Annotated in this window: 20 protein-coding genes and 1 riboswitch; of the genes, 11 read left to right on the top strand and 9 right to left on the bottom strand. The window is 45.1% G+C overall.

The genetic code is table 11. The features are described 5' to 3' along the window. Positions 1 to 121: 121 nt before the first annotated feature. From M1E03_RS01120 to M1E03_RS01090, 7 genes are all read left to right on the top strand, one after another. Positions 122 to 811, top strand: a complete 690-nt coding sequence (locus M1E03_RS01120) for a response regulator transcription factor (protein WP_026580323.1) — start codon at positions 122 to 124, stop codon at positions 809 to 811. Beyond that, entirely contained in the window at positions 808 to 1,788 is a 981-nt protein-coding gene (locus tag M1E03_RS01115; RefSeq protein WP_458110628.1) for an ATP-binding protein, read from the top strand. Before M1E03_RS01120 ends, M1E03_RS01115 begins: the two co-directional genes overlap by 4 nt. Before the next feature lie 406 nt (positions 1,789 to 2,194). Next, positions 2,195 to 2,968, top strand: coding sequence for an ABC transporter ATP-binding protein (locus tag M1E03_RS01110; RefSeq protein ID WP_020453447.1), 774 nt, complete (start codon positions 2,195 to 2,197; stop codon positions 2,966 to 2,968). Continuing rightward, positions 2,943 to 4,811, top strand: a complete 1,869-nt coding sequence (locus M1E03_RS01105; RefSeq protein ID WP_458110627.1) for an FtsX-like permease family protein — start codon at positions 2,943 to 2,945, stop codon at positions 4,809 to 4,811. The genes M1E03_RS01110 and M1E03_RS01105 overlap by 26 nt, the downstream gene beginning before the upstream one ends. A 6-nt stretch (positions 4,812 to 4,817) precedes the next feature. Beyond that, entirely contained in the window at positions 4,818 to 5,171 is a 354-nt protein-coding gene (locus M1E03_RS01100; RefSeq protein ID WP_023856937.1) for a YxeA family protein, read from the top strand. Between the two features lie 111 nt (positions 5,172 to 5,282). Next, positions 5,283 to 5,477: a hypothetical protein gene (locus M1E03_RS01095; protein ID WP_020453450.1), complete on the top strand. Its 195-nt coding sequence runs from the start codon at positions 5,283 to 5,285 to the stop codon at positions 5,475 to 5,477. A 311-nt stretch (positions 5,478 to 5,788) separates the two neighbouring features. Further along, positions 5,789 to 6,040 carry a hypothetical protein gene (locus M1E03_RS01090; protein ID WP_020453451.1) on the top strand — a complete coding sequence of 84 codons (252 nt, stop codon included), beginning with the start codon at positions 5,789 to 5,791 and terminating at the stop codon, positions 6,038 to 6,040. Between the two features lie 32 nt (positions 6,041 to 6,072). Here M1E03_RS01090 and M1E03_RS01085 read toward each other — a convergent pair whose 3' ends face one another. Continuing rightward, entirely contained in the window at positions 6,073 to 6,879 is an 807-nt protein-coding gene (locus M1E03_RS01085) for a polysaccharide deacetylase family protein (RefSeq protein WP_458110785.1), read from the bottom strand. A 94-nt stretch (positions 6,880 to 6,973) separates the two neighbouring features. Further along, positions 6,974 to 8,401, bottom strand: a complete 1,428-nt coding sequence (gene pdxR / locus M1E03_RS01080) for a MocR-like pyridoxine biosynthesis transcription factor PdxR (RefSeq protein WP_458110626.1) — start codon at positions 8,399 to 8,401, stop codon at positions 6,974 to 6,976. Positions 8,402 to 8,492: 91 nt separating this feature from the next. Here pdxR and M1E03_RS01075 point away from each other — a divergent pair, with 91 nt between their 5' ends. Then, positions 8,493 to 9,041 carry a pyridoxamine 5'-phosphate oxidase family protein gene (locus M1E03_RS01075; protein WP_458110625.1) on the top strand — a complete coding sequence of 183 codons (549 nt, stop codon included), beginning with the start codon at positions 8,493 to 8,495 and terminating at the stop codon, positions 9,039 to 9,041. 18 nt (positions 9,042 to 9,059) lie between these two features. On the opposite strand, the gene M1E03_RS01070 is transcribed toward M1E03_RS01075, so the two are convergent. Next, positions 9,060 to 11,318, bottom strand: coding sequence for a glycosyltransferase (locus M1E03_RS01070; RefSeq protein ID WP_020453455.1), 2,259 nt, complete (start codon positions 11,316 to 11,318; stop codon positions 9,060 to 9,062). 605 nt (positions 11,319 to 11,923) lie between these two features. Here M1E03_RS01070 and M1E03_RS01065 point away from each other — a divergent pair. Beyond that, positions 11,924 to 13,276: a 2-hydroxycarboxylate transporter family protein gene (locus M1E03_RS01065; protein WP_020453456.1), complete on the top strand. Its 1,353-nt coding sequence runs from the start codon at positions 11,924 to 11,926 to the stop codon at positions 13,274 to 13,276. 250 nt (positions 13,277 to 13,526) lie between these two features. Here M1E03_RS01065 and M1E03_RS01060 read toward each other — a convergent pair whose 3' ends face one another. From M1E03_RS01060 to M1E03_RS01035, 6 genes are all read right to left on the bottom strand, one after another. Continuing rightward, positions 13,527 to 14,387, bottom strand: a complete 861-nt coding sequence (locus M1E03_RS01060; RefSeq protein WP_458110624.1) for a glycerophosphodiester phosphodiesterase — start codon at positions 14,385 to 14,387, stop codon at positions 13,527 to 13,529. 142 nt (positions 14,388 to 14,529) lie between these two features. Continuing rightward, entirely contained in the window at positions 14,530 to 14,799 is a 270-nt protein-coding gene (locus tag M1E03_RS01055; RefSeq protein WP_020453458.1) for an excalibur calcium-binding domain-containing protein, read from the bottom strand. A 144-nt stretch (positions 14,800 to 14,943) separates the two neighbouring features. Continuing rightward, positions 14,944 to 15,591 (bottom strand): hypothetical protein, encoded by a 648-nt coding sequence (locus M1E03_RS01050; protein WP_020453459.1) that lies wholly within the window; start codon positions 15,589 to 15,591, stop codon positions 14,944 to 14,946. 131 nt (positions 15,592 to 15,722) lie between these two features. Next, complete coding sequence (locus M1E03_RS01045; protein ID WP_023856932.1) at positions 15,723 to 17,642, bottom strand: LTA synthase family protein; 1,920 nt, start codon at positions 17,640 to 17,642, stop codon at positions 15,723 to 15,725. Between the two features lie 272 nt (positions 17,643 to 17,914). Next, on the bottom strand, positions 17,915 to 18,472 hold the full coding sequence (locus tag M1E03_RS01040; protein ID WP_458110623.1) for a YfjD family protein: 558 nt from the start codon (positions 18,470 to 18,472) through the stop codon (positions 17,915 to 17,917). A gap of 204 nt (positions 18,473 to 18,676) precedes the next feature. Continuing rightward, positions 18,677 to 19,513, bottom strand: coding sequence for a YitT family protein (locus M1E03_RS01035; protein WP_020453462.1), 837 nt, complete (start codon positions 19,511 to 19,513; stop codon positions 18,677 to 18,679). Positions 19,514 to 19,599: 86 nt separating this feature from the next. After that, a riboswitch (guanidine-I (ykkC/yxkD leader) is annotated at positions 19,600 to 19,706 on the bottom strand. A 169-nt stretch (positions 19,707 to 19,875) separates the two neighbouring features. On the opposite strand from M1E03_RS01035, the gene argR reads away from it, so the two are divergent. Both argR and arcA read left to right on the top strand, forming a co-directional pair. After that, the gene (gene argR / locus M1E03_RS01030) at positions 19,876 to 20,316 is read left to right on the top strand and encodes an arginine repressor (RefSeq protein WP_020453463.1); all 441 of its coding nucleotides are present in this window, start codon (positions 19,876 to 19,878) and stop codon (positions 20,314 to 20,316) included. 265 nt (positions 20,317 to 20,581) lie between these two features. Then, positions 20,582 to 21,817, top strand: coding sequence for an arginine deiminase (arcA, locus tag M1E03_RS01025; protein WP_023856930.1), 1,236 nt, complete (start codon positions 20,582 to 20,584; stop codon positions 21,815 to 21,817). The last annotated feature ends 12 nt before the right edge of the window (positions 21,818 to 21,829 follow it).

The raw sequence follows: 21,829 nt of genomic DNA, 5'->3' as shown, positions 1-21,829 counted from the left end.
TAAGCGCTCACATGAAAAAAAATTTTTTATGATATTCTTAACTTAAGAGACCTTCACTGCCGCTTTTATAATGGAATCGCTCATTTTCGGCAGCGGAGACTTGTTCATAGGAGTGTTCAAAATGACGAAAATCATGATTGTCGAGGACAGCGAAGACATTCGGAAGCTTTTATGCGATCATTTAGAAAAATACGGATACGAAACTGTTGCAGCTACTGATTTCACCTCTATCCTTGAAATGTTTCTCCAAGAGAAGCCCGATCTGATATTGCTTGACATCAATCTGCCGGCATACGACGGGTACTACTGGTGCCGGCAAATCCGCCAGCATTCGACTTGTCCGATCATTTTCATTTCAGCGAGAAGCGGAGAAATGGATCAGGTCATGGCGATTGAAAACGGCGGCGATGATTATATAGAAAAGCCTTTTTCCTATGAAGTGGTGCTCGCTAAAATTAAAGGCCAAATTCGCAGGGCATTTGGAGAATACGCCGTTAAGCAAGGAGAAAAAGTGATTGAATTTGAAGGCGTTCAGCTGTTTGTCGAACGATTTGAGCTGCGCTGCCGGGATGAGAAGCTCGAGCTTTCAAAAAAGGAAAGCAAACTCTTGGAAGTGCTGCTTGAAAGAGGAGAAAAAGTGACAAGCAGAGACCGGTTGATGGAGAAGACATGGGAAACCGATACATTTATAGATGAAAACACGTTAAATGTCTATATTACAAGGATCCGCAAAAAATTGCGAAGCATGGACGTGCCCTTCTCAATTGAATCAGTGCGGGGCGAAGGGTATCAGCTGAGGGCGAAATCATGAAGCTGTTCCTAAAAAACCATGCCGTTCTCATTCTTCTGTTTCTTTTTCAGGGCGGATTCGTGTTTTTTTACTATTGGTTTGCCGGCATGCAGACTTTCACCCACCTTTTTTACATTCTCGGCGTTCAGCTTCTGGCGCTGGCGCTTTATCTTTCGTACAAATGGTATGAAGAACACAGAGTCTACCAGTGGCTCGGCTCAGAACAAAAAGATACAGAAATTCCTTTTTTGGGGACGTCTGAATTTTGCTCAGAGCTCTATGAAAAACATATGGAGCTGAGCCGGCTCCACCACCGCAAAATACATGAGATGGAGTCCAAGCTGGAAGACAGGGTAACCTACATGAATCAATGGGTGCATCAGGTGAAAACACCGCTTTCCGTCATCAATCTGATCATCCAGGAAGAGGACGAACCCGTTTTTAAACAAATCAAAAAAGAAGTCCAGCAGATTGAATACGGACTGGAAACGCTCCTCTATTCATCAAGGCTTGACCTGTTTGAAAAGGATTTTAAAATTGAAGCCGTGTCTCTTGGCGAGCTGCTTTATTCTCAGATTCAGCGCTATAAACGCTATTTTATACAGCATCGGGTCTATCCAAATAAACAGGTTCCCGCTGAAGACGCCGTTATTTACTCCGATCGCAAATGGCTCAAGTTTGCCGTTGGCCAGGTTATCACCAACGCTGTGAAGTATTCGTCAGGAAAAAGCGAACGCATCGATATGACGATATTCCGTAATGGCGAACGCATCACCCTAGAAATCAAAGATTACGGAGTCGGAATTCCTTCACAAGATTTGAAAAGGGTATTTGAGCCTTATTACACCGGGGACAACGGACGACGCTTTCAGGAATCAACGGGCATCGGCCTCTACCTTGTAAAAGAGATTGCGGAAAAGCTCAATCATGATGTGAGCATCGCTTCAGAAGAAGGGAAAGGAACGACTGTGCAATTTTCGTTCCTTACAAAAATGTAAGTCTTCTTTAATAAAACCGCATAGCTCATCCATATCCTCCTTGATATGATTTGTTTACACAAACAAACGTGGCAAGGAGGATTTTTTATTTGCAATCCAAGTTTATGAAAAGAATCGACACAATCGATGATACGCTTTATGCGGAATCATTTTTATGATCGACTTCAGGGCAGGCGGACCCTCAGCCATCTGATCGCCCAAATAAACGTCACTTGTTCAGCGCTTCTACATGATCTTTTCCTTTTTGTTCGTCATTATCGACGCGCTGAACAAAAAACGAGGCCCGCCATACTTTGCTTCTGCACACCGGCCATTCAGCATTCCGAATGGGCACTGGAGTGGATGTGAAGAATCGCAACATATTGGAAGCGGGCACCCCTAAAAAGCACCGCAAAAGGAGGATATCATGACAGACATGCTGATCGTTAAAAACATCAATAAAACATATAAAGGACAAGTCTCTCATCAGGCTTTAAAAGATATTTCATTCAATGTCGAGGGCAGTGAGTTCACGGCGATCATGGGGCCGTCCGGCTCCGGAAAAACGACGCTTCTCAATATCATTTCGACGATTGACCGCCCCGATTCCGGCGACATTTTGATTCGCGGAGAAAATCCGCATCATCTGAAGAGGGCCAAGCTTGCCCACTTTCGCCGCAGACAGCTCGGATTCGTATTCCAGGATTTTAATTTGCTGGATACGCTGACGATCGGTGAAAATATCATGCTGCCCTTAACGCTTGAAAATAAACCGCTTTCCGTCATGGAAGATAAACTTCAGGCGATTGCTGAAAAACTCGGCATCGAACAACTTCTGAATAAACGGACGTTTGAAGTATCCGGCGGACAAAAGCAGCGGGCGGCCATCGCAAGAGCCGTCATTCATCAGCCCGCTCTCATCCTCGCCGACGAACCGACAGGAAACCTCGATTCGAAGGCGTCAAAAGACGTAATGGAAACGATGCAGCATCTTAATGAAAACGACAATGCCACGATATTGATGGTCACGCATGACCCTGTTGCCGCAAGTTATTGCCGGCGCGTCATTTTTATTAAAGACGGAACATTATTCAACGAAATCCACCGCGGCGCCAACCGCCAAATATTTTATGAAGAGATACTGAATGTGCTGTCCATGCTGGGAGGAAACGCCAATGACCTTTCTTCAGTTCGCTTATAAAAACGTCGTCCGGAATAAAAGAGCCTACCTTGCCTTCTTTTTAAGCAGCGCGTTTTCAGTGATGGTTTTTTTCACATTTGCGATGCTTTTGTTCCACCCCGCTTTAGAGAAAGGCTACTTAAACACCATTGCAAAGCGGGGATTATCGGTGGCTGAATGGATGATTTTCGCCTTTTCCATTCTGTTTGTGCTTTATTCCGTCAACGCCTTTCTCAAGTCGAGAAGCAGGGAATTCGGGATCCTCACCATCCAGGGAATCGCTCCGGGTCAATTGAGGAAGCTGATTACCGCAGAAAACATCATCATCGGCGTGCTCTCGATCGTTACAGGGATCATCGGCGGTCTGGTTTTTGCAAAAACATTTTTTACGATCGGCGCTTATATTTTGGAAATGGACGCTTTGCCATTGTATCTGCCTTGGAAAGCGCTGGCTCTCACAGCCGCCTGCTTTCTCATGCTGTTTATTTTGCTGTCGCAATTTACGGTTTTGTTTATTAAATCAAAAACCGTTACCAAGCTGATCAAAGGCACAGGGAAAATAAAACCTGAGCCAAAACCGTCTGTTATCTTTTCGGTCATCGGCATCGGCTGCCTCGGCTCAGGCTACTGGCTCGTATTGTTCGCCGACATCCATTTTCCCCAAGCCGTCACGATCTTAATTCTGACGATCATCGGGACTTATTTCTTCTTTCGCCAAAGCAGCATTTGGCTGCTGCGGCTCTTAAAAAAACGGAAGTCATTTTATTTGCGCGGAAAAAACGTGCTTTGGGTATCCGATCTTGTCTATCGGCTGAACGATAATGCCCGTCTGTTCTTTCTCGTTTGCATCATTTCAGCCGTCGCCTTTACCGCCACTGGCACATTGGTGATTTCCAAGACTTCCATCGGAAAATTGGATTCTCAATATGAGATAGAGTACTTATTATACAGCGGGAACCAAAAGGAACAGACACACGTTAAGCTGATGGAACAAAAGTTGAAGGACGGACATTTTTCATATGAAAAGGAAGTGACAAAAGGAATTTATATGAGCTATAGCCAGGGACCCTGGGTGCTCCTGACCTCTGAAGGCGAATTCCAAAAGCACTTTAAGTCAGATTCCGGCGAACTGAAAGACGGCGAGGCGATGTATTATCCGAACGCCATCGAGGCGAAAGAAAAGCCGGAAATTCCCGAGACCTTGAACATGTTAAACAAAGATTCGAAGCCGGCAAATGAACGCCTAAAAGTGAAAGGTATTAAAAAACCGCTCATTTTGTTAAACAGCGTCGTTGTCGTAAACGGCAAAACCTTCGAAAAGCTGAAAAAACAAGGCGAATTCGTCACATTGTATGGCTATAACTACAACCGCTGGAAAGAGAGCCTTGATATGATCCAATCACTGGAAAAAGATCTTAGAGAAAAAGCTCCCAATATCCGATTTCAATTTGACGCAAAGGCCAGTACTTATTTTGAAACTGTTCAGCTTCCAAGCCTGAGTCTGTTTATCGGCCTTTTTATTGCGGTTCTCTTTTTTATGGCATCCGGAAGTTTTCTCTACTTCCGCCTGTTTACCGATCTTGAAGAAGATCAGCAGCGCTATCGGTCGCTTGCAAAAATCGGCCTGAGCGAAAAGGAAATGTCGCAGAGCGTGACGATTCAATTGGCCATCCTGTTCTTCTTTCCGTTCGCTCTTGCAGCAGTTCATACGTATTTTGCGATGAAGACGCTCGAGGCGCAGAGTCTTGGTCATTTTGCAGCTCCGGTGTTGATGACGATAGGCGGATTTCTGACCTTCCAACTATTATTCTTTATGATCATTCGAAAAAGCTATTTGAAAAAATTAAAAGGATTTTTAAGGTGATAAAATATGAAAAAAACAATTTCTCTGATTACAGCCGGTTTGGCTGTTGTATGCATCGGTGCATTTCTATTAATTCATCATGAGGTGACAGACAGGTTCAATCCACTTGTGAAGAAAGAAAGCGTGTATGTCCAAATCAACAAAGACGGAAAGCACTTGAGTCCGGGCCGCTATGAGTACACGCTGGAAGGATATAATGACACTGGGAAGGAAAAAGAAATTACATTCTCCTCCAGCGCCTCCCTTCGAAAAAACGCCTACCTAAAGGTACACGCGAAGGGAAAATACGTTGAGACATGGGAAGAAGTACAGCCCGGCGATATGCCGAGTGCAGTTCGGACCAAATTGATCAGGCAGTAAAAAAACGGCGTCTAGCCGTTTTTTGTGTTACTATAATTTTACAGATTTCCGAAACTTTTTGGCCCGTTGTTCGTAGTAAAACAGAAGTCATATTGGTTAGGAGGTTTTCATATGATTGTTGGAATGATCGGTTTTATCCTGGTGGGATTCTTCCTCTACGCCGCCATGGCGCCGTCCGACGGAAACAACAGCGGCAGCAGCTCTTCAACTTTCTTTGTCGGGGGTCCTGATTCATCCGGCGACAGCGGAAGTGATTTCGGTGGCGGCGGAGATTGTGGCGGCGGCGGTGATGGCGGCGGCTGTTAAGACCCACGGGCTGCCTTTCCCTATCTTCTGCTCGGACCCTTAGGCTGTATGCAGTTCTTGCTGCAGTCAGCCGGGTATGTTCCAGCCATCTCACTTCATCATTCATTCACCATCTAACTCCAAATACGCCATCATCAATCCAGTTGTTTAACCAGACTTCCGATTGGGAATGATGTAAAGACAGCAGATTCCCGCTCTTCAAACGATTTAAAAGTCACAATTAATCGATTCTGTTACAAAATATATAAAACTTTGCACCTACTTGTTCGATATTAAAAGAAGACATTCACAATAAGGAGGGTTTTTTCCAGATGATTTTTTTACTGGTTTTATTGGCTCTGTTTATTTTGTATTCATTCTTTTTTGACAAGAGCAACAAAAGATCTTATACAAAAGCGGCACCGAAAAGCAGAATATTGATCCGCCAGGCAGCTGCGCCGACCGGATTTTTGAGGGTCATCGAAACCGCACCCGGGCAGCCGGTAAACCGCCGAACCTCTGAAGGTATGCGTCCAAATCTGCGGCTTGTCATGAGCCCGACGGACCAAAATGAAAAAAAATAAAGAAAGCGGCATCATGATAAATGCCGTCTTTCCTATTGTATGCTGTGCTCCACCATTCTTCCAAAGGCGTCCGGCGACATTCCCGGCGAGATGCGGACCCTGTGCAGCGCATACATCCCCTGATCCCTAGCAGCCGCCCCCGGCTCTGTCGTCACCGCCATTTGATACCCCGCCTTCTCAGCCTGTTTGAGCGTTTCGGCATTATAGCGTCCAACTGGATAACTCAGCATGGTTGTGTTCTGCTGAAGCATGCCGTCAAACAATGTTTTGGAACGAGTCATTTCACTCAGCTGCTGCTCTGGAGCAAGTCCGTTCAATTCGACATGATTGATCGTATGGCTTTCGATGGCAATACCGTGTTCGGCCATTTCTTTCATTTGGCTTTCGGTTAAATGATTTTTTCTGCCGACCGATTTACCGATCATGAAAATTGTCGCCTTCATCTCATAATCTTTCAAAATCGGGTACGCTTTTTCAAAGTTATCTGTATAACCATCATCAAACGTAATCAGCACGCATTTTTCACTCGGCATTTTGTCTTGTGTTAAGACAATATAGGCTTCTTCAGGTGTCAGTGTGTAATAGCCGTTATCCTTCAGCCATTTCATATGTCCGCGGAACTCCGCCTCCGGTACGCGCAGGCTGTTTCCTGTGGAAATGCTGTGATACATGAGAATCGGAATGCGGGCGGGGCCCTTCACTTTGATCCACTTGGAGGATGGATCCTGCTCCGCCTGCTGTTTTGATTGTTTTGCCGCTTTTTGAGCCGTATTTGGTTCTGTTTTTTCCTCTCCTTTTGCTTCATGACTGGAACACCCGTACAGCATTCCCATCAACATAAGCAGCAAAATGAGCAGTTTCGTTTTTTTCACAAGTATTCCCGCTTTCTATCTATTGAATCCTTTTTAATATCGGTTTCGGAACGAGCATTTTTCACCGTTCCTGCTTTGATGATGAAAGCCAAGCTTTACGCAGTATGCTGATCCCTTCTTCAATTTCCGCTTCAGAAAGCCCCCCAAATCCCGCCATGACGATGGAAGAGCTGCTTTTATGTAGCTCAAGCCAGAAATCTGATACCGGATAAACTTTCACACCGAGTTTTTCCGCTTTATGTATGAGGTCTTGTGCATGTCGGTCTGTCTTCATCAAAATATGGAGCCCCGCTTTTTCGCCGATGATTTCCATGTCATTTCCGAAATGCGTTTTAATGGCCGATATTAATGTTTTGTGCTTTTCTTGATATACTTTTTTCATTTTACGGATGTGTCTTTCGAAAAAACCTTCTTTCATAAATATAAACATCGCTTTTTGAATGATGGGTGAAGCGGACTGGCTGTAGCGGCCAAGCGTTTCTTGAAATTCATCCGCCAGCTTTGAAGGCAGAACGATATAACTCAATCTCGCTGCCGGAAGAAATGACTTTGAAAAAGTCCCTAAATAAATGACTTTTTCTTTTTTATCAAGCGCTTTTAAAGATGGAATAGGCCTGCCCTGATAGCGGAATTCACTGTCATAGTCGTCTTCGATAATGTAGGCATTCTCACGGCTTGCCCATTCAAGCAATTTCAGCCTCTTCTGTACCGGCAGGACCATTCCATACGGAAACTGATGAGATGGCGTAATATAAACGAGTTTGGCTCGGCTTGCAGCAAGCTGAAACAAATTGATCCCGTCTGTCTCGAGACCAATCGGCTGAAGTTCACATCCATGGTTGAGGAAAACGGAACGCACACCATCATATCCCGGATTTTCCGCCGCAACCAATCGGCCGTGCATTGAGAGCAGCTGGCAAAGAAGTCCGACTGCATACTGCGTACCGGAACAGATCACAATTTGCTCCGGTACACAGCGCACACCCCTTGCCTGAAATAAATACTTCGCCAATTCCGTGCGAAGGCCGAAATCGCCTTTATGATCGCCATACAAAAATAAGTCATGATCTCCACTGTCCATTGCATTCTGCAGACAACGTCTCCATGTTTTGAATGGAAAATGGCTTAAATCGATATCACCATATTTAAAATCATATGTTGCCGCTGAAGCTTGTCCTGTGTCTTTTTGTTCCCGATTGGTATGAATCTTCAATTGACTAGGCGGCATCAGTGTTTTCTCCAAGGGAAGCACTTTGATGCCGATCCTTGGCCTGCTTTCTGTATAGCCTTCTGCAGTGAGCTGCTGATAGGCGCTTTCAACTGTATTTTTGCTTAGATGCAAATGTTCGCATAAATAGCGGATCGGCGGCAAAAGAGCTCCCGCTGGGATGCCGCCGGCCTCTATTTCTTTTTTGATATATTCGTAAAGCTGTATATACAGAGGTGTTTTAAGCTGTTTATTGAGTAAAGGCGTTAACTCTATCATCATCTGACCTCATCAAGTTTTCTATTATTGTCTCTTTTTAAAGGGACAATAACAACTTAAAATCAGTTTAATAATAAAAAGGAGCGTGAATGTGATGGCTCATTCCATTCGGCAAAAACAGCTTGTCTGCACAGATGAAAAAAAGATTGATCAATTTTTAACAGAAGCGCAAACCGGTTATCTCGGCATGTCCACAGATGAATATCCATATGTCATCCCTTTGAATTTCGTCTGGAAAAACGGTTACATTTACTTTCACGGTGCATCAGAGGGACGGAAAATGGACATGCTGCAAGAAAATCCTAACGTATGTTTCACAGTCAGCGAACAATATGGAACAATGGTTCATCCCATTCCCGCTAAAACCGATACCGCTTATATGAGTGTCATTCTTTTCGGCACAGCGTCAATCATCACAGACTTAGATGAAGCAACATCCGCGATGCAGGCTCTTCTCGACAAATACGTACCAGGATACTACAGTACTCCGCTTCACAAAACACATGTTGAAAAGTACAGATCGAGTTTAGGCAGCAAAACCGTTGTCCTTAAAATTCAGCCCATAAAGATAACAGCTAAAGAAAACATGCTGAATCAAAGTATGAAATTCGAAAACGGGCGGACCGTACAGGAAGACCGTTGACAAAAAAGGACCCGCAGCTTATGCTACCGGGTCTCCTATGGATTGTGCCGCATATCCATCTATAAATTTCACTCCCGCTGTGTACCGCTTTCTCCGCTTCTTTATCCAGCAGACGAGCGCCAACCGCTGATCCAGATCCTTCTCATTGATAGAAACCAACACATGTTCATTCATCTCAAGGGGGACGCCGGATTCAATCTGACAGCCTGACAAGCTGATGTCCTTAATCATGATCTCGTGGGCGCCTTTCTCTGCATCATCGGGAAACAGCAGTGTTCCCAGACCTTGAAAGGCCTCGCGGACGTGTTTTCTCTTGAATGCATCCGGGCTTTTTTCTGTTTTCATGAAAAAGCGCAGCACTGTTGACAACGTATCAGCCCGCTTTTCCCGGTCGGCCTTTTTTGCATTTTCTTCATTAAACATAAAACCGATCAGTTTCACATACAGTTCCTTGTCCATCTCTTTGAAGTGCAGCCCGATTTCAATGTCTGCCTCGTCTTTTGTCGTCCACATCACCCTAGCCGGCACTTTTCCGACCGCATCTATGATCAGACCGTCCACATGATAGTACATGTGCAAATCAGCCTGATAAGGCAGCCTGATACGCGCGCCCGTGTCGCTCACATCGATCAGTTCGCATTCGTGCTCATCGCCAGAAACGGTGGAAAAAGCCGCCGGCTTGTTGACTGTGAACCGTTCAGAGCTTCGAAATCTCGGCCTGTCAAAGGCAACGAGCAGCGCAAGTATGAGTCCCGTCATATTATAGAGAGCCCAAAATAAATGATACGATGTGACGTTCATATCAAAAGTATGCAGAAACCAAAGTTCATAAAGAATTTTCCCGAGAGCAAACAGCGTCATTGCAAGCAGAATCGCACACGGCAGCGCCGTCGTATATTTGAATTTTCGCCGATCTGTGTTGACGCCCTTCGGTGTGACTTTAAAATCAAACCGCTTTTTAAAAATGAATTCCGACAAAGCCGATATCGCCATGTGCGGCGCCATCGATGTATCGTAAATATGACTCCAGCTCATGCTGCGCTGCCGGTCCGAAACGGCTTTAAATGAAAGGTAAGAACCTAAAAACGCAGGCAGCCAAAACGAGGTGATCGACCACAAATCGGTCTTTAAGCTATGTATGCCAAACAGCAAAAACAAGAGCGGCGCCAGGATGTAAACCATCTTAAAAACGCCGAAAAACCAAAAGAGAATACCGTCAAAATAAAGAATGCGCTGCATTGGTGTAAGACCTTTTAAGAAAAGCGGATTCCACTTCTTTCCGCACTGAATGTTTCCCCTGCACCAGCGGTCGCGCTGCTTCAAAAGATCCGTCCACGTTTCCGGCGAGAGACCGACGGCAAGCACTTCCTTGACAAAAACAGATTTAAATTTCGTTTGCAAAAGCATTCCGGTTGCCATATCCTCCGTAATCACGCCTGTCGCAAAACCGCCGATTTCCTCCAAAGCGCTTCTTCTGAAAACCGTATTGCTGCCGACGTACATGACGGCATTAAAACGGTCTTTCCCGGCCTGGAGCCTGCGCATAAAAAAGTCCTGCTCATTCGGAATGTTCGCACCGGAAAATAAGTTGTACTGATAAGGATCTTCATTATAGAAGGCCTGCGGCGTTTGAACAAAAGCCACTTTTTCCTTCTTAAAATAGCCGACAGTTTTCTGCAAAAATGAAGGGAGCGGAACCATATCGGCATCCATCGTCACAATCAGTTCCCCGTTCGAGCAGCTCATCGCATGGTTTAAATTCCCCGCTTTTGCATGCTCATTGTTTGGCCTTGTAACGTAATGAACGCCAAGTTCCTCAGCCAGTTTTTGAATATCCGTCCGCCTTCCGTCATCACACAAATAAATGTTGACAAGCTCTTTTGGATAGTCGAGGCTCAGACAGCCTGCCACTGACTTTTTCAGCACATGGCGCTCCTCGTTATAAGTTGCAATGAGAATATCAACGCTCGGCCAATGGTCTTGATCGCCCAGCGTTTCCGGCTCCCGCTTCCTTTCCTTCCATACTAGCGTATAAAAGACCAAGAGCTGTAAAAATCCGATACATTCAGTTGCAATCAGGATCACGCCCATCACGATGTCGGCGGGGCGAGAGACAGGCAGTGTATAGCCGAACCGCCAAACAATATACACGCCGTTCGTCATAAGACACAATATGATTAAAAATTTCTTGAAACGCGGATTCATCCAAGATCCCAAAAAACCGATGAGAATAAGGGCAATCATTGCGACGGGATAGCAGTGTAAGATAAATTCCATTTTCTTCTCCTTATGTGCTGATAAAAAACCCTTCGGGAATGGTTTCTCTAAAATTTTCCTTCATTTCATTCTTTTGCACTCGAATATATTACCACCTTTAGACCTAAATTTCCTTAAAAATAATAAAAAAACATATCTAATTGTCTTTTAAACGCGAAAAATATAAGACTATAGACTCTCTTCCAAAAAATCCATAAGGCTCACGTTGATAACCCTTCACATATATGCCACCTCAAGATTGAATCTTTTGTCGCAGACGTCCTCTGTCTCTTCGGAGACGGGAGCTGAATGTATCAACGGTTCACACAGGAAAAAAGGTCTCTGCTCCTAAATGTTTGATTTATTTTTGACGGATTGACAGCTTTTTTGTGTCGATTTTGATTCCAGTAAAAGGAGATTCGGGAATTACCGCATCAAAAAAAGCCTGCACAAGGCCATTAAACAGTGTCCAGACACGTCTTTAACCAAATGGACCCGCTCTAGATCATCATGTGAAAACAGCTAGGTCTTCCTGCACGGTTGTCTGAATTTTGATTTTTTTAGTATACTTAATTTAGTTAAATAACTCAGAGCAAAGGGATAACAAAAAGGATGGGGGAAAGAAAATGGAAGCAAAACCAAAGGTACAACATATACCGATTCAAACAACGAAAGAACCGGATGAAAATTTTTTTGCAAGAGCAATGAATGTTAAAATCGGCATCATTCCGCTGCCCGTATACTTGCTGCTCTTCGCTTTGATTGTGACGTTTGTCTATATGCACGATCTGAAAAGCGACATTTTAACTGCTATTGCGGTTACGGGCTTTTTCGGATTCACCTTCGCCCAAATCGGAAAGTCGCTGCCGCTTCTTCGTTCTGTCGGCGGTGCCGCTATACTTGCGACATTTATTCCTTCAGCTATCGTCTATTACCATCTCATTCCCGATGACATTATCAAATCAACAACTGAATTTACAGAAAACTCAAACTTTCTTTATTTGTTTATCTCAGCCATTGTAGTGGGAAGCATTTTAGGGATGAAAAGAGAAACGCTGGTCAGGGCGTTCATTAAAATTTTCATTCCGCTGATCGCAGGGACAATTGCCGCAGCGGCAGTCGGTCTGACAGTTGGTACAATGCTCGGCCTCGGATTTCAGCATACGCTGCTGTACATTGTGATTCCGATCATGGCCGGAGGGGTTGGCGAGGGAGCCATTCCGCTGTCCATCGGCTATTCGGAAATCATGCACATGTCACAAGGGGAAGCTTTTGCACTTGTCATTCCTTCCATTATGTTCGGAAGCTTAAGCGCTGTCATTTTGTCCGGGGTTTTAAATGTAATGGGGAAGAAAAAGCCTGAATGGACAGGCAACGGAAAAGTCGACCGTTTCGAAAGTGGGGACGCACTGCCGCTTGAAAGCCGCGACAAAGACAAAGAAAGCGTTTTTAACCTTTCCCACTTTGCATCGGGAGGCATTCTTGCCGTCTCATTATATTTGGTCGGTATGCTTTCACATGACTTGTTCGGATTTCCAGCACCCGTCATGATGCTTCTCTTGGCTGTTGCCGTGAAACTGTTTCGTTTGGCTCCGGCGAATTTGGAAAACGGCGCCTACGGCGTGTCACGTTTCTTTTCAACTGCTGTGACATATCCGCTGCTTTTTGCCATTGGCGTCTCCATGACACCGTGGGACAAGCTGATCGCTGCTTTTAATATTGCCAATATTATTACGATCGTATCTGTCGTGATCACGATGATAGCCGTCGGCTTTTTTACAGGAAAGTGGCTGAACATGTACCCGATCGAAACCGCGATTATCAATGCCTGCCATTCAGGTCAGGGCGGAACGGGGGACATCGCCATTCTCAGCGCCGCCGAGCGCCTCGAGCTCATGCCGTTTGCTCAGGTATCCACAAGAATCGGCGGAGCGATAACCGTTACACTGACATTGCTGCTGTTAGCCCAGTTTTATTGATGAATGAAAAAGCCTGCAGAGCAAACTGCAGGCTTCAGATTGTTGACAAAATCCCAAAACGGCTTTTTGTTTTGGGATTTTGTCATCTTTTCAGCGTGATTGAAAACCTTTGCAGTCTAGGAAGGCCGAGCATCGGAGCGGAGCGAATGTTGGAATTCGTGAGCACCGACGCGCAGGCCTGACAACGAATGCGAGGGTTTGTCGACACGCTGAAGCCTGCAGAGCAAACTGCAGGCTTTCTGTTTAGTATCTAGCGTACTTTTTTCGGAACATAGTCGGGAAAGTCTGTCACAATCCCGTCCACGCCAGCCTTTAAAAGCGGAGGCACTTCATCGCGGGAGCGGACGGTCCATGGCGTAATTTTCATGCCGAACGCATGGATTCTCGGCACAAGTGTAGGATCAGCGGCCACATTTTTTAAGTTGGCGTTCACATATTTGGCATAGCCGGAAAATGCCTTGAGCTTTGCATCTGTTAAGTCCGCTGTTTTTGACGTTAAGACACCTGTCGGCATTGATGGGAGCAGCTGATGAATTTTGTATACAGAGTTGAAATCAAACGATTGTACAATGATTTTTCCGTTTTTAGGCTTATCCATTCTCCGCTCTTTCAATGCCGCTGATACTTTTTCTTCGATTCCCGGATAGCGTGCAGGTTCTTTCAATTCGATCAGCATTCCGATCTTCCCTTTATACCGGTCAAGCACTTCTTCAAATGTCGGAATGCGTTCTCCGGCGAACTGCGGCCCGAAGTAGCTGCCAGCATCAAGCTTGCGCAGCTCGGCAAGCGTCAAGTCCTTTACGGCGACCGGCAGCACTGAGCCGATGTCTGTCGTACGGTTTACAGTTATATCATGAATGACGACAAGCTCCCCGTCCTTGGACATTTGAACATCCAGCTCGATATAATCCGCTTTCATCTGATGCGCCTTTTCAAAGGCAGCCATCGTGTTTTCCGGCGCATATCCCGAAGCACCTCTGTGCGCAATGACAGCCACTTTTTTAGGCTTCGCCGCCGGCTCTTGCGCTCCCGCGTCCGGTGCAAACAGTGCTGACCCGATAGAAACCCCGATCAATGAAGATAACATCAATTTCTTTAATAAAGCTGACACATCATCCACTCCCCTTTTGCTCTTCTCTTGCCAAAGTATAGGTTCGCACTGTTAAGATTATGTTTCAGCAGTCTTTAATTTTCATAAATTTCCTGATAAACAAAAAAAGACCCCCTCAGCAAGAGATCTTTTTTTGGATATATCAGCGCTCACAGGCAATTTTGTCTTTATCGCGGTCAAGCTTTTTATTGGCGTCATAAAGCGCTTTTGAAACATACGGCTTGTACTTCGTTTTTCCGCCTTTGTTTTTGACCGACTTCGAACGTGCGACGCCGCCTTTATAGTCTTTGTTTAAAGCTTTGCAGTTTTTGTACGTTTTTACCTTCGTTTTTGCTTCTGCCACATCGCCGGCACCCCAGGAAAAACCGATGATAAGACCGGCAGACAAAAGACCCGCTGCTATTTTTTTCATCCCGTTTGACCCCTTTCGTCTAATTCTTATGTATCTTTTACCATGATAAAATATTTTTCTTATTCACTCAAGAAAAATATGACATTTTATTGAATAAAAAGTATGTATTGAACAAAGGACTTTTCACACAAAAAACCGGCCGCGTTATGCGCCGGCTTCATCAACATATTGATGTTCACAAGTCTTTTTCAAAACAGCGTGAATCTCATAGGCCAATTCCTTCGGATGGATGCACAGCATGTCTTCCAAAGGACTGTTCCAGTTCCCGTTCTTAATCAATTTCAGCGCATAATGGCCGGCCGGACTGCACTCGGGATACCACTCTATATCGAGGAGGAGGCATTCTTCCTCATGCCGCAGCTTCAAAAGATCCCGTTTGAAATCTGACCGCCAGGCCTTGCTGTCAGGCGCCAATTCATCGGGGTTTGTATCGGTTAATGAGTGATGCACAACCGTCCAGCCGGCCGGGATTCTAAGCCTCAGCAAATTGCGGGCGCCGCCAGAGGCGCGAATCCTATCTTCCAACCGTTCGACCAGCTGTTCATACGGCGTATCTGAATCTTCACTGACCAGCGTTTGATCAGCATTTAGCATCCTGATAACGTACTTCAGTTCTCCAGCATATTCAACTTGTACCATTTTACCGGAGGTTTCATTCTCCAAGGTGAAGAGCGTACGGCGGGGATCGCGAATCGGCTTTTGATACAAATGATTTTCTTTCACTGTCCAGCCGGCCGGCACCATTAAAGGATGCAATTTAAAAAAATACTGAGATTTGGTCAACGTTCTCACATCCTCTATCCTTGTTCTGTCCTCTTTCCTATCAATCTATGTGCCGGGCCGGCTTCTTAGAACAACGGCGGACCAGCCTCACAAAAAAAACCGCCCGACGCTTCATAAAGCAGTCAGGCGGCTTTTCGTTTTTACTCGCCGGTTTTTTCTTTTCCGTAATGATACGTTGATGGATCAACAGGTTTGAAGTCTGAAATTTCGTGGAACCTTAACAGATCTTTATAGAGTACTTGGTCGGACAGATCCAGCTGTTCGGACACCTGTGATTTGAGGTTTTCCGTTTCCTGGTTGCCTTTGATCTCTTTTCCTGTCTTTGTATCGTATACGGTCGTATCAATCATCGTGTACTTCGGCGTTACATAGTTTCCATTTCTGAAAGCCACGGTTTCGTCGTGGTCTTTAGAAAAGAGGTCTGTACCAAAGTTGATGTATTTTTTGCTGTCAATACCTTGCAGGTGAAGAAGTGTCGGCATGACATCCATTTCGCCGCCATACGTATGATTGACTCCGCCTTTTTTGCCCGGAACGCGGATCATAAGCGGTACGCGCTGATTCATCGCGTTTTGATACGGTGTAATCTCTTTTCCTAATACTTCTTTCATCGCACGGTTGTGGTTCTCTGAGATTCCGTTGTGGTCGCCATAGATGACGATGACGGAATCATCATATAATCCCGATTTTTTCAGCTCTTTAAAGAAATCTTCAAGCGCTTCGTCAAGATAACGCGCCGTCTGGAAATACCCGTCTACCGTTTTGTCTCCCGTCGTTCCCTTTTCAAGGGTGGCATCCTTTTCATCCAAAATGAACGGATAGTGGTTTGTCAGCGAGATTAAATGCGCATAGAACGGCTGTTTCAGCGATTTCAGCTTCGGAATTGATTCTTCAAAGAACGGCTTGTCTTTCAAGCCAAGGTTGACGAGATTCTCCTCTGACATGTCATATGTGCTGGCATCGAAGAATTTGTCATAGCCAATTTGTTTATACACCTGGTCGCGGTTCCAGAATGACTTGTAATCCCCGTGGAGCACGGCGCTTGTGTAGCCTTCTTTTTGGTTCAGAATCGCCGGCAGGGACTGGTACGTATTTTGCCCTTTTGTTACAAACGCGCTGCCTTCAGGCAGTCCGTAAAGGCTGTTGTCCATCATCAATTCGGCATCCGCGGTTTTACCTTGACCGGTCTGATGGAAAAAGTTATCGAAATACATCATGTCATTCTGGCCGTGCGCCAGCTTGTTCAAGAACGGCGTGACTTCTTTTCCGTTCAGCTTATAATCGATCAAAAACGTCTGGAAGCTTTCCAAATGAATCTTGATGATGTTCTTGCCTTTTGCTGCGCCGAAATACTCGTCATTCGGTTTTGCATAATGCGAATTTGTATAGTTGATGACGCTCGTCAGGTCGTCGCTGCTCGCATATGCCTTTTGGCTCGCGTTTTGGGCAGCCTGAACACCATCATAGATCATGTAATTGTAAGGCCCCAAATACTTGACGATATAATTTCGGTCAAATGTTCTTGTCAAAAGCTCCGGACGGTCTGTCTCAGCAACTGCAAGGTTGATGAAAAACAGCGCCACTCCGCCGATAACGACAGTTGCAGCCCATCTTTTTTTCAGTTGTGCCGCCTTCAGTTCAGGCAGCTTCACACATAATGCAATCAGAATGATCAAATCGACGAAATAGATAACGTCATGAAATGCCATGATGTCAAAAACGCCATCCGACATGTTGCCGAGGTTTCCGGCTTGTTTTAAGTTTGCAAACGTCAAAAAGTCATCAAAGAAACGGTAAAACAGGATATTTGCATATAAAGCAAACGTCATCACAGCATCAATGATGATGATCCATATCGCCGACCGACGGCCTTTAGCAAACAAAGCCAAACCGAGTGCAGCAATCGTGAAGCTGAATGGGTTGATAAACAGCAACATGTGCTGCGTAGACCCTTTCACACCCAAATTAAACTCTAAAAAGTAGGAAGCATAGGTTTTAGCCCATACAAAAACAACAGCTAACACAAAAAAGCTTAGCTTATGAGAGAATATTTTTTTCATGATAACCTCTACCTTTTTAAACTTTTTTCAGACCGCTTTCTGTTTCAGTCAATGAAGCGTGAGGAAACGATAATATATCATTCTACTAAAAGTCTCGGCGGTTATTCAAGCACGTCCACGATGAAAATCCCCCAGCTTCCCTCACTCAAACAGTCCACGTCTGCGTAAAAAAATTCCGCATTTAAGACTACGGCCTCTAATTAAGACGAATGAATTTCCCCAAAGGTTTCAGTTATTTTCATTCATCTCGAAAATTGCTCTTTCCCGGACGATTAAATATCTTTATGAAATTCATTTAAATAAGCTTTTCTTTGCGCTTCTGTGAACCGGCCGATCCAGTCCGCACGCGCTTCCTCCGTCATATAGGGCAGAATGTATAGCTCGACCGCTTTATAAAATGCCGGTTCAGGAAGAATGTTGTACGTCGGAATCCGCACCATGCCGTTCCCGCGCGTCTCTATCAGTATATCCATAAAGAAAATGCCTTTCGGGCTGAAGCGGTGCTGCGCCATTTTAATGCTTTTAATGTCCTTGAACAATACAGATTTCTTCCCTGAGAACAGCCGCCCGCCTTCTCCCTCGATCATGCTGAAGATGATGTTTCCTTTTTTCGTGAATGCCGGAAATATCATTAGAAAAGTAATCAAACCATAGATGATCCCGAAAAGTCCGACTCCCAGGTAAAGCAATGAATATTTCGATTCGAGTTTTATTGCTTCATAAAAGAGCCACACTCCGACCAATCCGAAACCTGCCGTCCCCGCAAAAGCCCATACTCTAAAGAACATTCGGCTTTTCACATCAATTGGTTTTTTGTCTTCCTGTTCCAAAAATAATAGACCTCCTTTACTTCAGCAAGCGGATTTCTATATTAATGAAATTCATGCCACAATCTACCTTACCACAGAAACCGGTTTCTGCATAAAACTTGCAGTGTGAATGATCACGTATTCGTCCAACCAGCAGACGATCTGTCCCTAATCACGACCCGATGAATACAAAAAGTCTCCCGGCCATCTGCCGGCAGCCTTCCCCTATTTTGAAATATCAACAAATCCCTCGCCGAATACATCCCTGACATCGTGGATGATGACAAATGCTTTTTTATCTGTGCTTCTTATAATTTTCTTGAGCATGGACAGCTCTTGTTTATTAATGACAATGTATAGAATTTCTTTGGAATCGCCCGTATAGTGTCCGCGTCCCGTTAATATCGTGACGCCGCGGTCCATCAAGGTATTGACCTGCGCGGCGATCTCGTTTTTATGCTCAGAAATGATCGTGATCGCTTTTTTCGTGTTGAGCCCTTCGATAATGAAATCCATGACCTTTGTGGCGATGTACAGCATGACAATCGTAAACATCAGCTTTTCAGCACCAATGATAAAGTAGGAACTGAACACGACAACTAAATCGATCATCAGCAAGGCATAGCTGATGTTCCAGTCGAAATATTTATTGGCGATTCTCGCGAGAATCGCAGACCCGGCAGTGGTTCCGCCGACACGGATGATCATGCCGATGCCGACGCCGGCAAATACCCCGGCAAAGATCGTGCTGATGATCACTTCATCAGCCGGCACCGTCCAATCTTCAGTAACATGCAGAAAAAATGAATTGGCCGCCACCGCAATGATGGTATAAATCGTCGTTTTTTTATCCAAAAAGCGATAGCCGATAATCAGAAGAATGCCATTCAGCACAAAGTTTGTGATGCCCGGAGACCATTCAAAAACGTAGTATAAAATCAGCGTGATCCCCGTGACGCCGCCTTCTCCCAAGTCATTCGGGATGGCGAACAGATTCACGGCTAACGCAAAGAAAAATGCGCCTATAACAATCAGGATCATATCCATTGCTTTCTTTTTCATAAAACTGCATCCCCTTCCTTATTCGTAGTCGATTTCCTGTAAAAAGTAAAAAAGCCCCGGAGAGAAGCTCTTTGATTAAGAGCAAAAACTCCTGGGCTTTTATCCCACCGTGTCATAACGATATCTTCGCTATGTGTTTTCTCTCGGACCAGACCAGCGCGGAACCCACTGCGGAACCCTAGAAAACCACCTTTTCTCTGTTATCAATTTGTCATCTTCAAGCATTATAAGTGAAATTTTGGGGTCTATCAACCCCTTTAACAGCCTGAAAGATTTGTTTTTTTGTAAAATAGCTTCCATCTGCCGACGATAAAACCGTCCTATAATAATAGATATACGTGTTTTGCCTGGGAGGCGCTTTTATGAACAAACAAAAACGGCAATGGCTCATCAAGCAAACCATTCTCGAACATCCGGTAGAAAATCAGGAACAGCTGGCATCCCTGCTGGAAAAACGGGGCATCGCCGTTTCGCAGTCTACCATTTCCCGCGATATTAAAGAAATGTATCTTGTGAAACAGCCCGGTGAAAACGGAAAGCTTGTCTACACGACAAATGCTTCCTTATCCATCAACCCTTCCAAAATATTAAAAGATAAAATCTCCGACGTTGTCCTTCATGTGCATCGGACGGACAACTTGATCATTATTAAAACAATGCCCGGCAACGCCCATGCCATCGGCGTCCTTCTTGATAAGCTGGGAAGCCCGGAAATGCTGGGCTGTATATGCGGGAACGATACATGCCTTGTGATTTCCCAATCGCCTGAGGCAGCCCAATCATTTTGTGATCACTTATGCTGATCCGGCCATCCGGATCAGCTTTTTTTCCCTCAAAAAAAATTTTTTCAAAAAATCCCCTTTAAAAATATACACGTTTTATACGTTCTATTCTCTGCTCCTGCAAGGACTCATTTTCGATTTATCATAATTATTCATTTTTGTTTTTGCTTCATCAAAAAACATGTGAAATATATCACGTTTTCGTTGTTATCGCTTTCACATCGAGCTTTTCCTTCCTGTTTTAAGCTGTACATGTAACAAAAAGAGCTTAGGAGGCGGGATGATCATGACAACACCGATACACGTTTACTCTGAAATCGGCCCTTTGAAAACCGTCATGCTGAAGCGGCCCGGTCGGGAACTGGAAAACCTCACACCCGAATATCTGGAAAGGCTTCTCTTTGACGATATTCCCTTTTTGCCAGCGGTGCAAAAAGAGCATGACCAATTTGCAGAAACGTTAAAGAAACAGGGAGTTGAAGTTCTTTATTTAGAAAAGCTGACGGCTGAAGCCCTGGATGACGCTTTCATCCGCGAGCGGTTTATCGATGAGCTGTTAACGGAAAGCAAAGCAGATATCAACGGCGCTTACGACAGACTGAAAGAGTTCTTGCTCACCTTTGACGCCGATTCGATGGTCGAACATGTGATGAGCGGGATTCGAAAAAATGAGCTGGAACGCGAAAAGAAATCGCATCTTCATGAGCTGATGGAAGACCATTATCCATTTTATCTCGATCCGATGCCAAACCTTTACTTCACAAGAGATCCGGCGGCCGCCATCGGAAGCGGACTGACCATCAACAAAATGAAAGAGCCTGCTCGCAGGAGAGAGTCGCTGTTTATGCGCTACATTATCAATCACCACCCGCGTTTTAAAGGGCATGAGATTCCGGTTTGGCTTGACCGTGATTTCAAATTCAATATCGAAGGCGGAGATGAGCTTGTCTTAAATGAAGATACCGTAGCGATCGGGGTATCAGAACGGACAACGGCTCAGGCGATCGAGCGTCTTGTCCGGAACTTATTTCAGCGGCAGAGCCGGATTCGCCGCGTACTGGCCGTCGAAATACCGAAGAGCAGAGCCTTTATGCATTTAGATACCGTCTTCACGATGGTTGACCGAGATCAATTCACGATCCATCCCGCCATCCAGGGGCCTGAAGGAGACATGCGGATCTTCGTTCTTGAGAGAGGGGAAACGGCAGACGACATTCGTACGACTGAAGAACACAATCTGCCGGAAGTGCTAAAAAGAACGCTCGGCCTTTCAGATGTCAACTTGATCTTCTGCGGCGGCGGAGACGAAATCGCTTCAGCCAGAGAGCAGTGGAATGACGGTTCCAATACACTCGCGATCGCTCCTGGTGTCGTCGTCACCTATGACCGGAATTACATTTCTAACGAATGTTTGAGAGAACAGGGCATTAAAGTTATCGAAATCCCGAGCGGGGAGCTTTCAAGAGGACGCGGCGGCCCGCGCTGCATGAGCATGCCGCTCTATCGCGAAGATGTGAAATAGCCAAACCTAAAG

Source organism: Bacillus sp. PK6-013 (genome assembly GCF_054161445.1).
Note: the sequence above shows the minus strand (reverse complement) of the source record. Positions and strands in the feature narration are given on the sequence as shown.

Excerpts from the sequence above, each read along its gene's own strand:
- M1E03_RS01120 (WP_026580323.1), top strand. The coding sequence starts at position 122 with ATGACGAAAATCATGATTGTCGAGGACAGCGAAGACATTCGGAAGCTT.
- M1E03_RS01115 (WP_458110628.1), top strand. The coding sequence starts at position 808 with ATGAAGCTGTTCCTAAAAAACCATGCCGTTCTCATTCTTCTGTTTCTT.
- M1E03_RS01110 (WP_020453447.1), top strand. The coding sequence starts at position 2,195 with ATGACAGACATGCTGATCGTTAAAAACATCAATAAAACATATAAAGGA.
- M1E03_RS01105 (WP_458110627.1), top strand. The coding sequence starts at position 2,943 with ATGACCTTTCTTCAGTTCGCTTATAAAAACGTCGTCCGGAATAAAAGA.
- M1E03_RS01100 (WP_023856937.1), top strand. The coding sequence starts at position 4,818 with ATGAAAAAAACAATTTCTCTGATTACAGCCGGTTTGGCTGTTGTATGC.
- M1E03_RS01095 (WP_020453450.1), top strand. The coding sequence starts at position 5,283 with ATGATTGTTGGAATGATCGGTTTTATCCTGGTGGGATTCTTCCTCTAC.
- M1E03_RS01090 (WP_020453451.1), top strand. The coding sequence starts at position 5,789 with ATGATTTTTTTACTGGTTTTATTGGCTCTGTTTATTTTGTATTCATTC.
- M1E03_RS01085 (WP_458110785.1), bottom strand. The coding sequence starts at position 6,879 with ATGTTGATGGGAATGCTGTACGGGTGTTCCAGTCATGAAGCAAAAGGA.
- pdxR (WP_458110626.1), bottom strand. The coding sequence starts at position 8,401 with ATGATGATAGAGTTAACGCCTTTACTCAATAAACAGCTTAAAACACCT.
- M1E03_RS01075 (WP_458110625.1), top strand. The coding sequence starts at position 8,493 with ATGGCTCATTCCATTCGGCAAAAACAGCTTGTCTGCACAGATGAAAAA.
- M1E03_RS01070 (WP_020453455.1), bottom strand. The coding sequence starts at position 11,318 with ATGGAATTTATCTTACACTGCTATCCCGTCGCAATGATTGCCCTTATT.
- M1E03_RS01065 (WP_020453456.1), top strand. The coding sequence starts at position 11,924 with ATGGAAGCAAAACCAAAGGTACAACATATACCGATTCAAACAACGAAA.
- M1E03_RS01055 (WP_020453458.1), bottom strand. The coding sequence starts at position 14,799 with ATGAAAAAAATAGCAGCGGGTCTTTTGTCTGCCGGTCTTATCATCGGT.
- M1E03_RS01045 (WP_023856932.1), bottom strand. The coding sequence starts at position 17,642 with ATGAAAAAAATATTCTCTCATAAGCTAAGCTTTTTTGTGTTAGCTGTT.
- M1E03_RS01035 (WP_020453462.1), bottom strand. The coding sequence starts at position 19,513 with ATGAAAAAGAAAGCAATGGATATGATCCTGATTGTTATAGGCGCATTT.
- argR (WP_020453463.1), top strand. The coding sequence starts at position 19,876 with ATGAACAAACAAAAACGGCAATGGCTCATCAAGCAAACCATTCTCGAA.
- arcA (WP_023856930.1), top strand. The coding sequence starts at position 20,582 with ATGACAACACCGATACACGTTTACTCTGAAATCGGCCCTTTGAAAACC.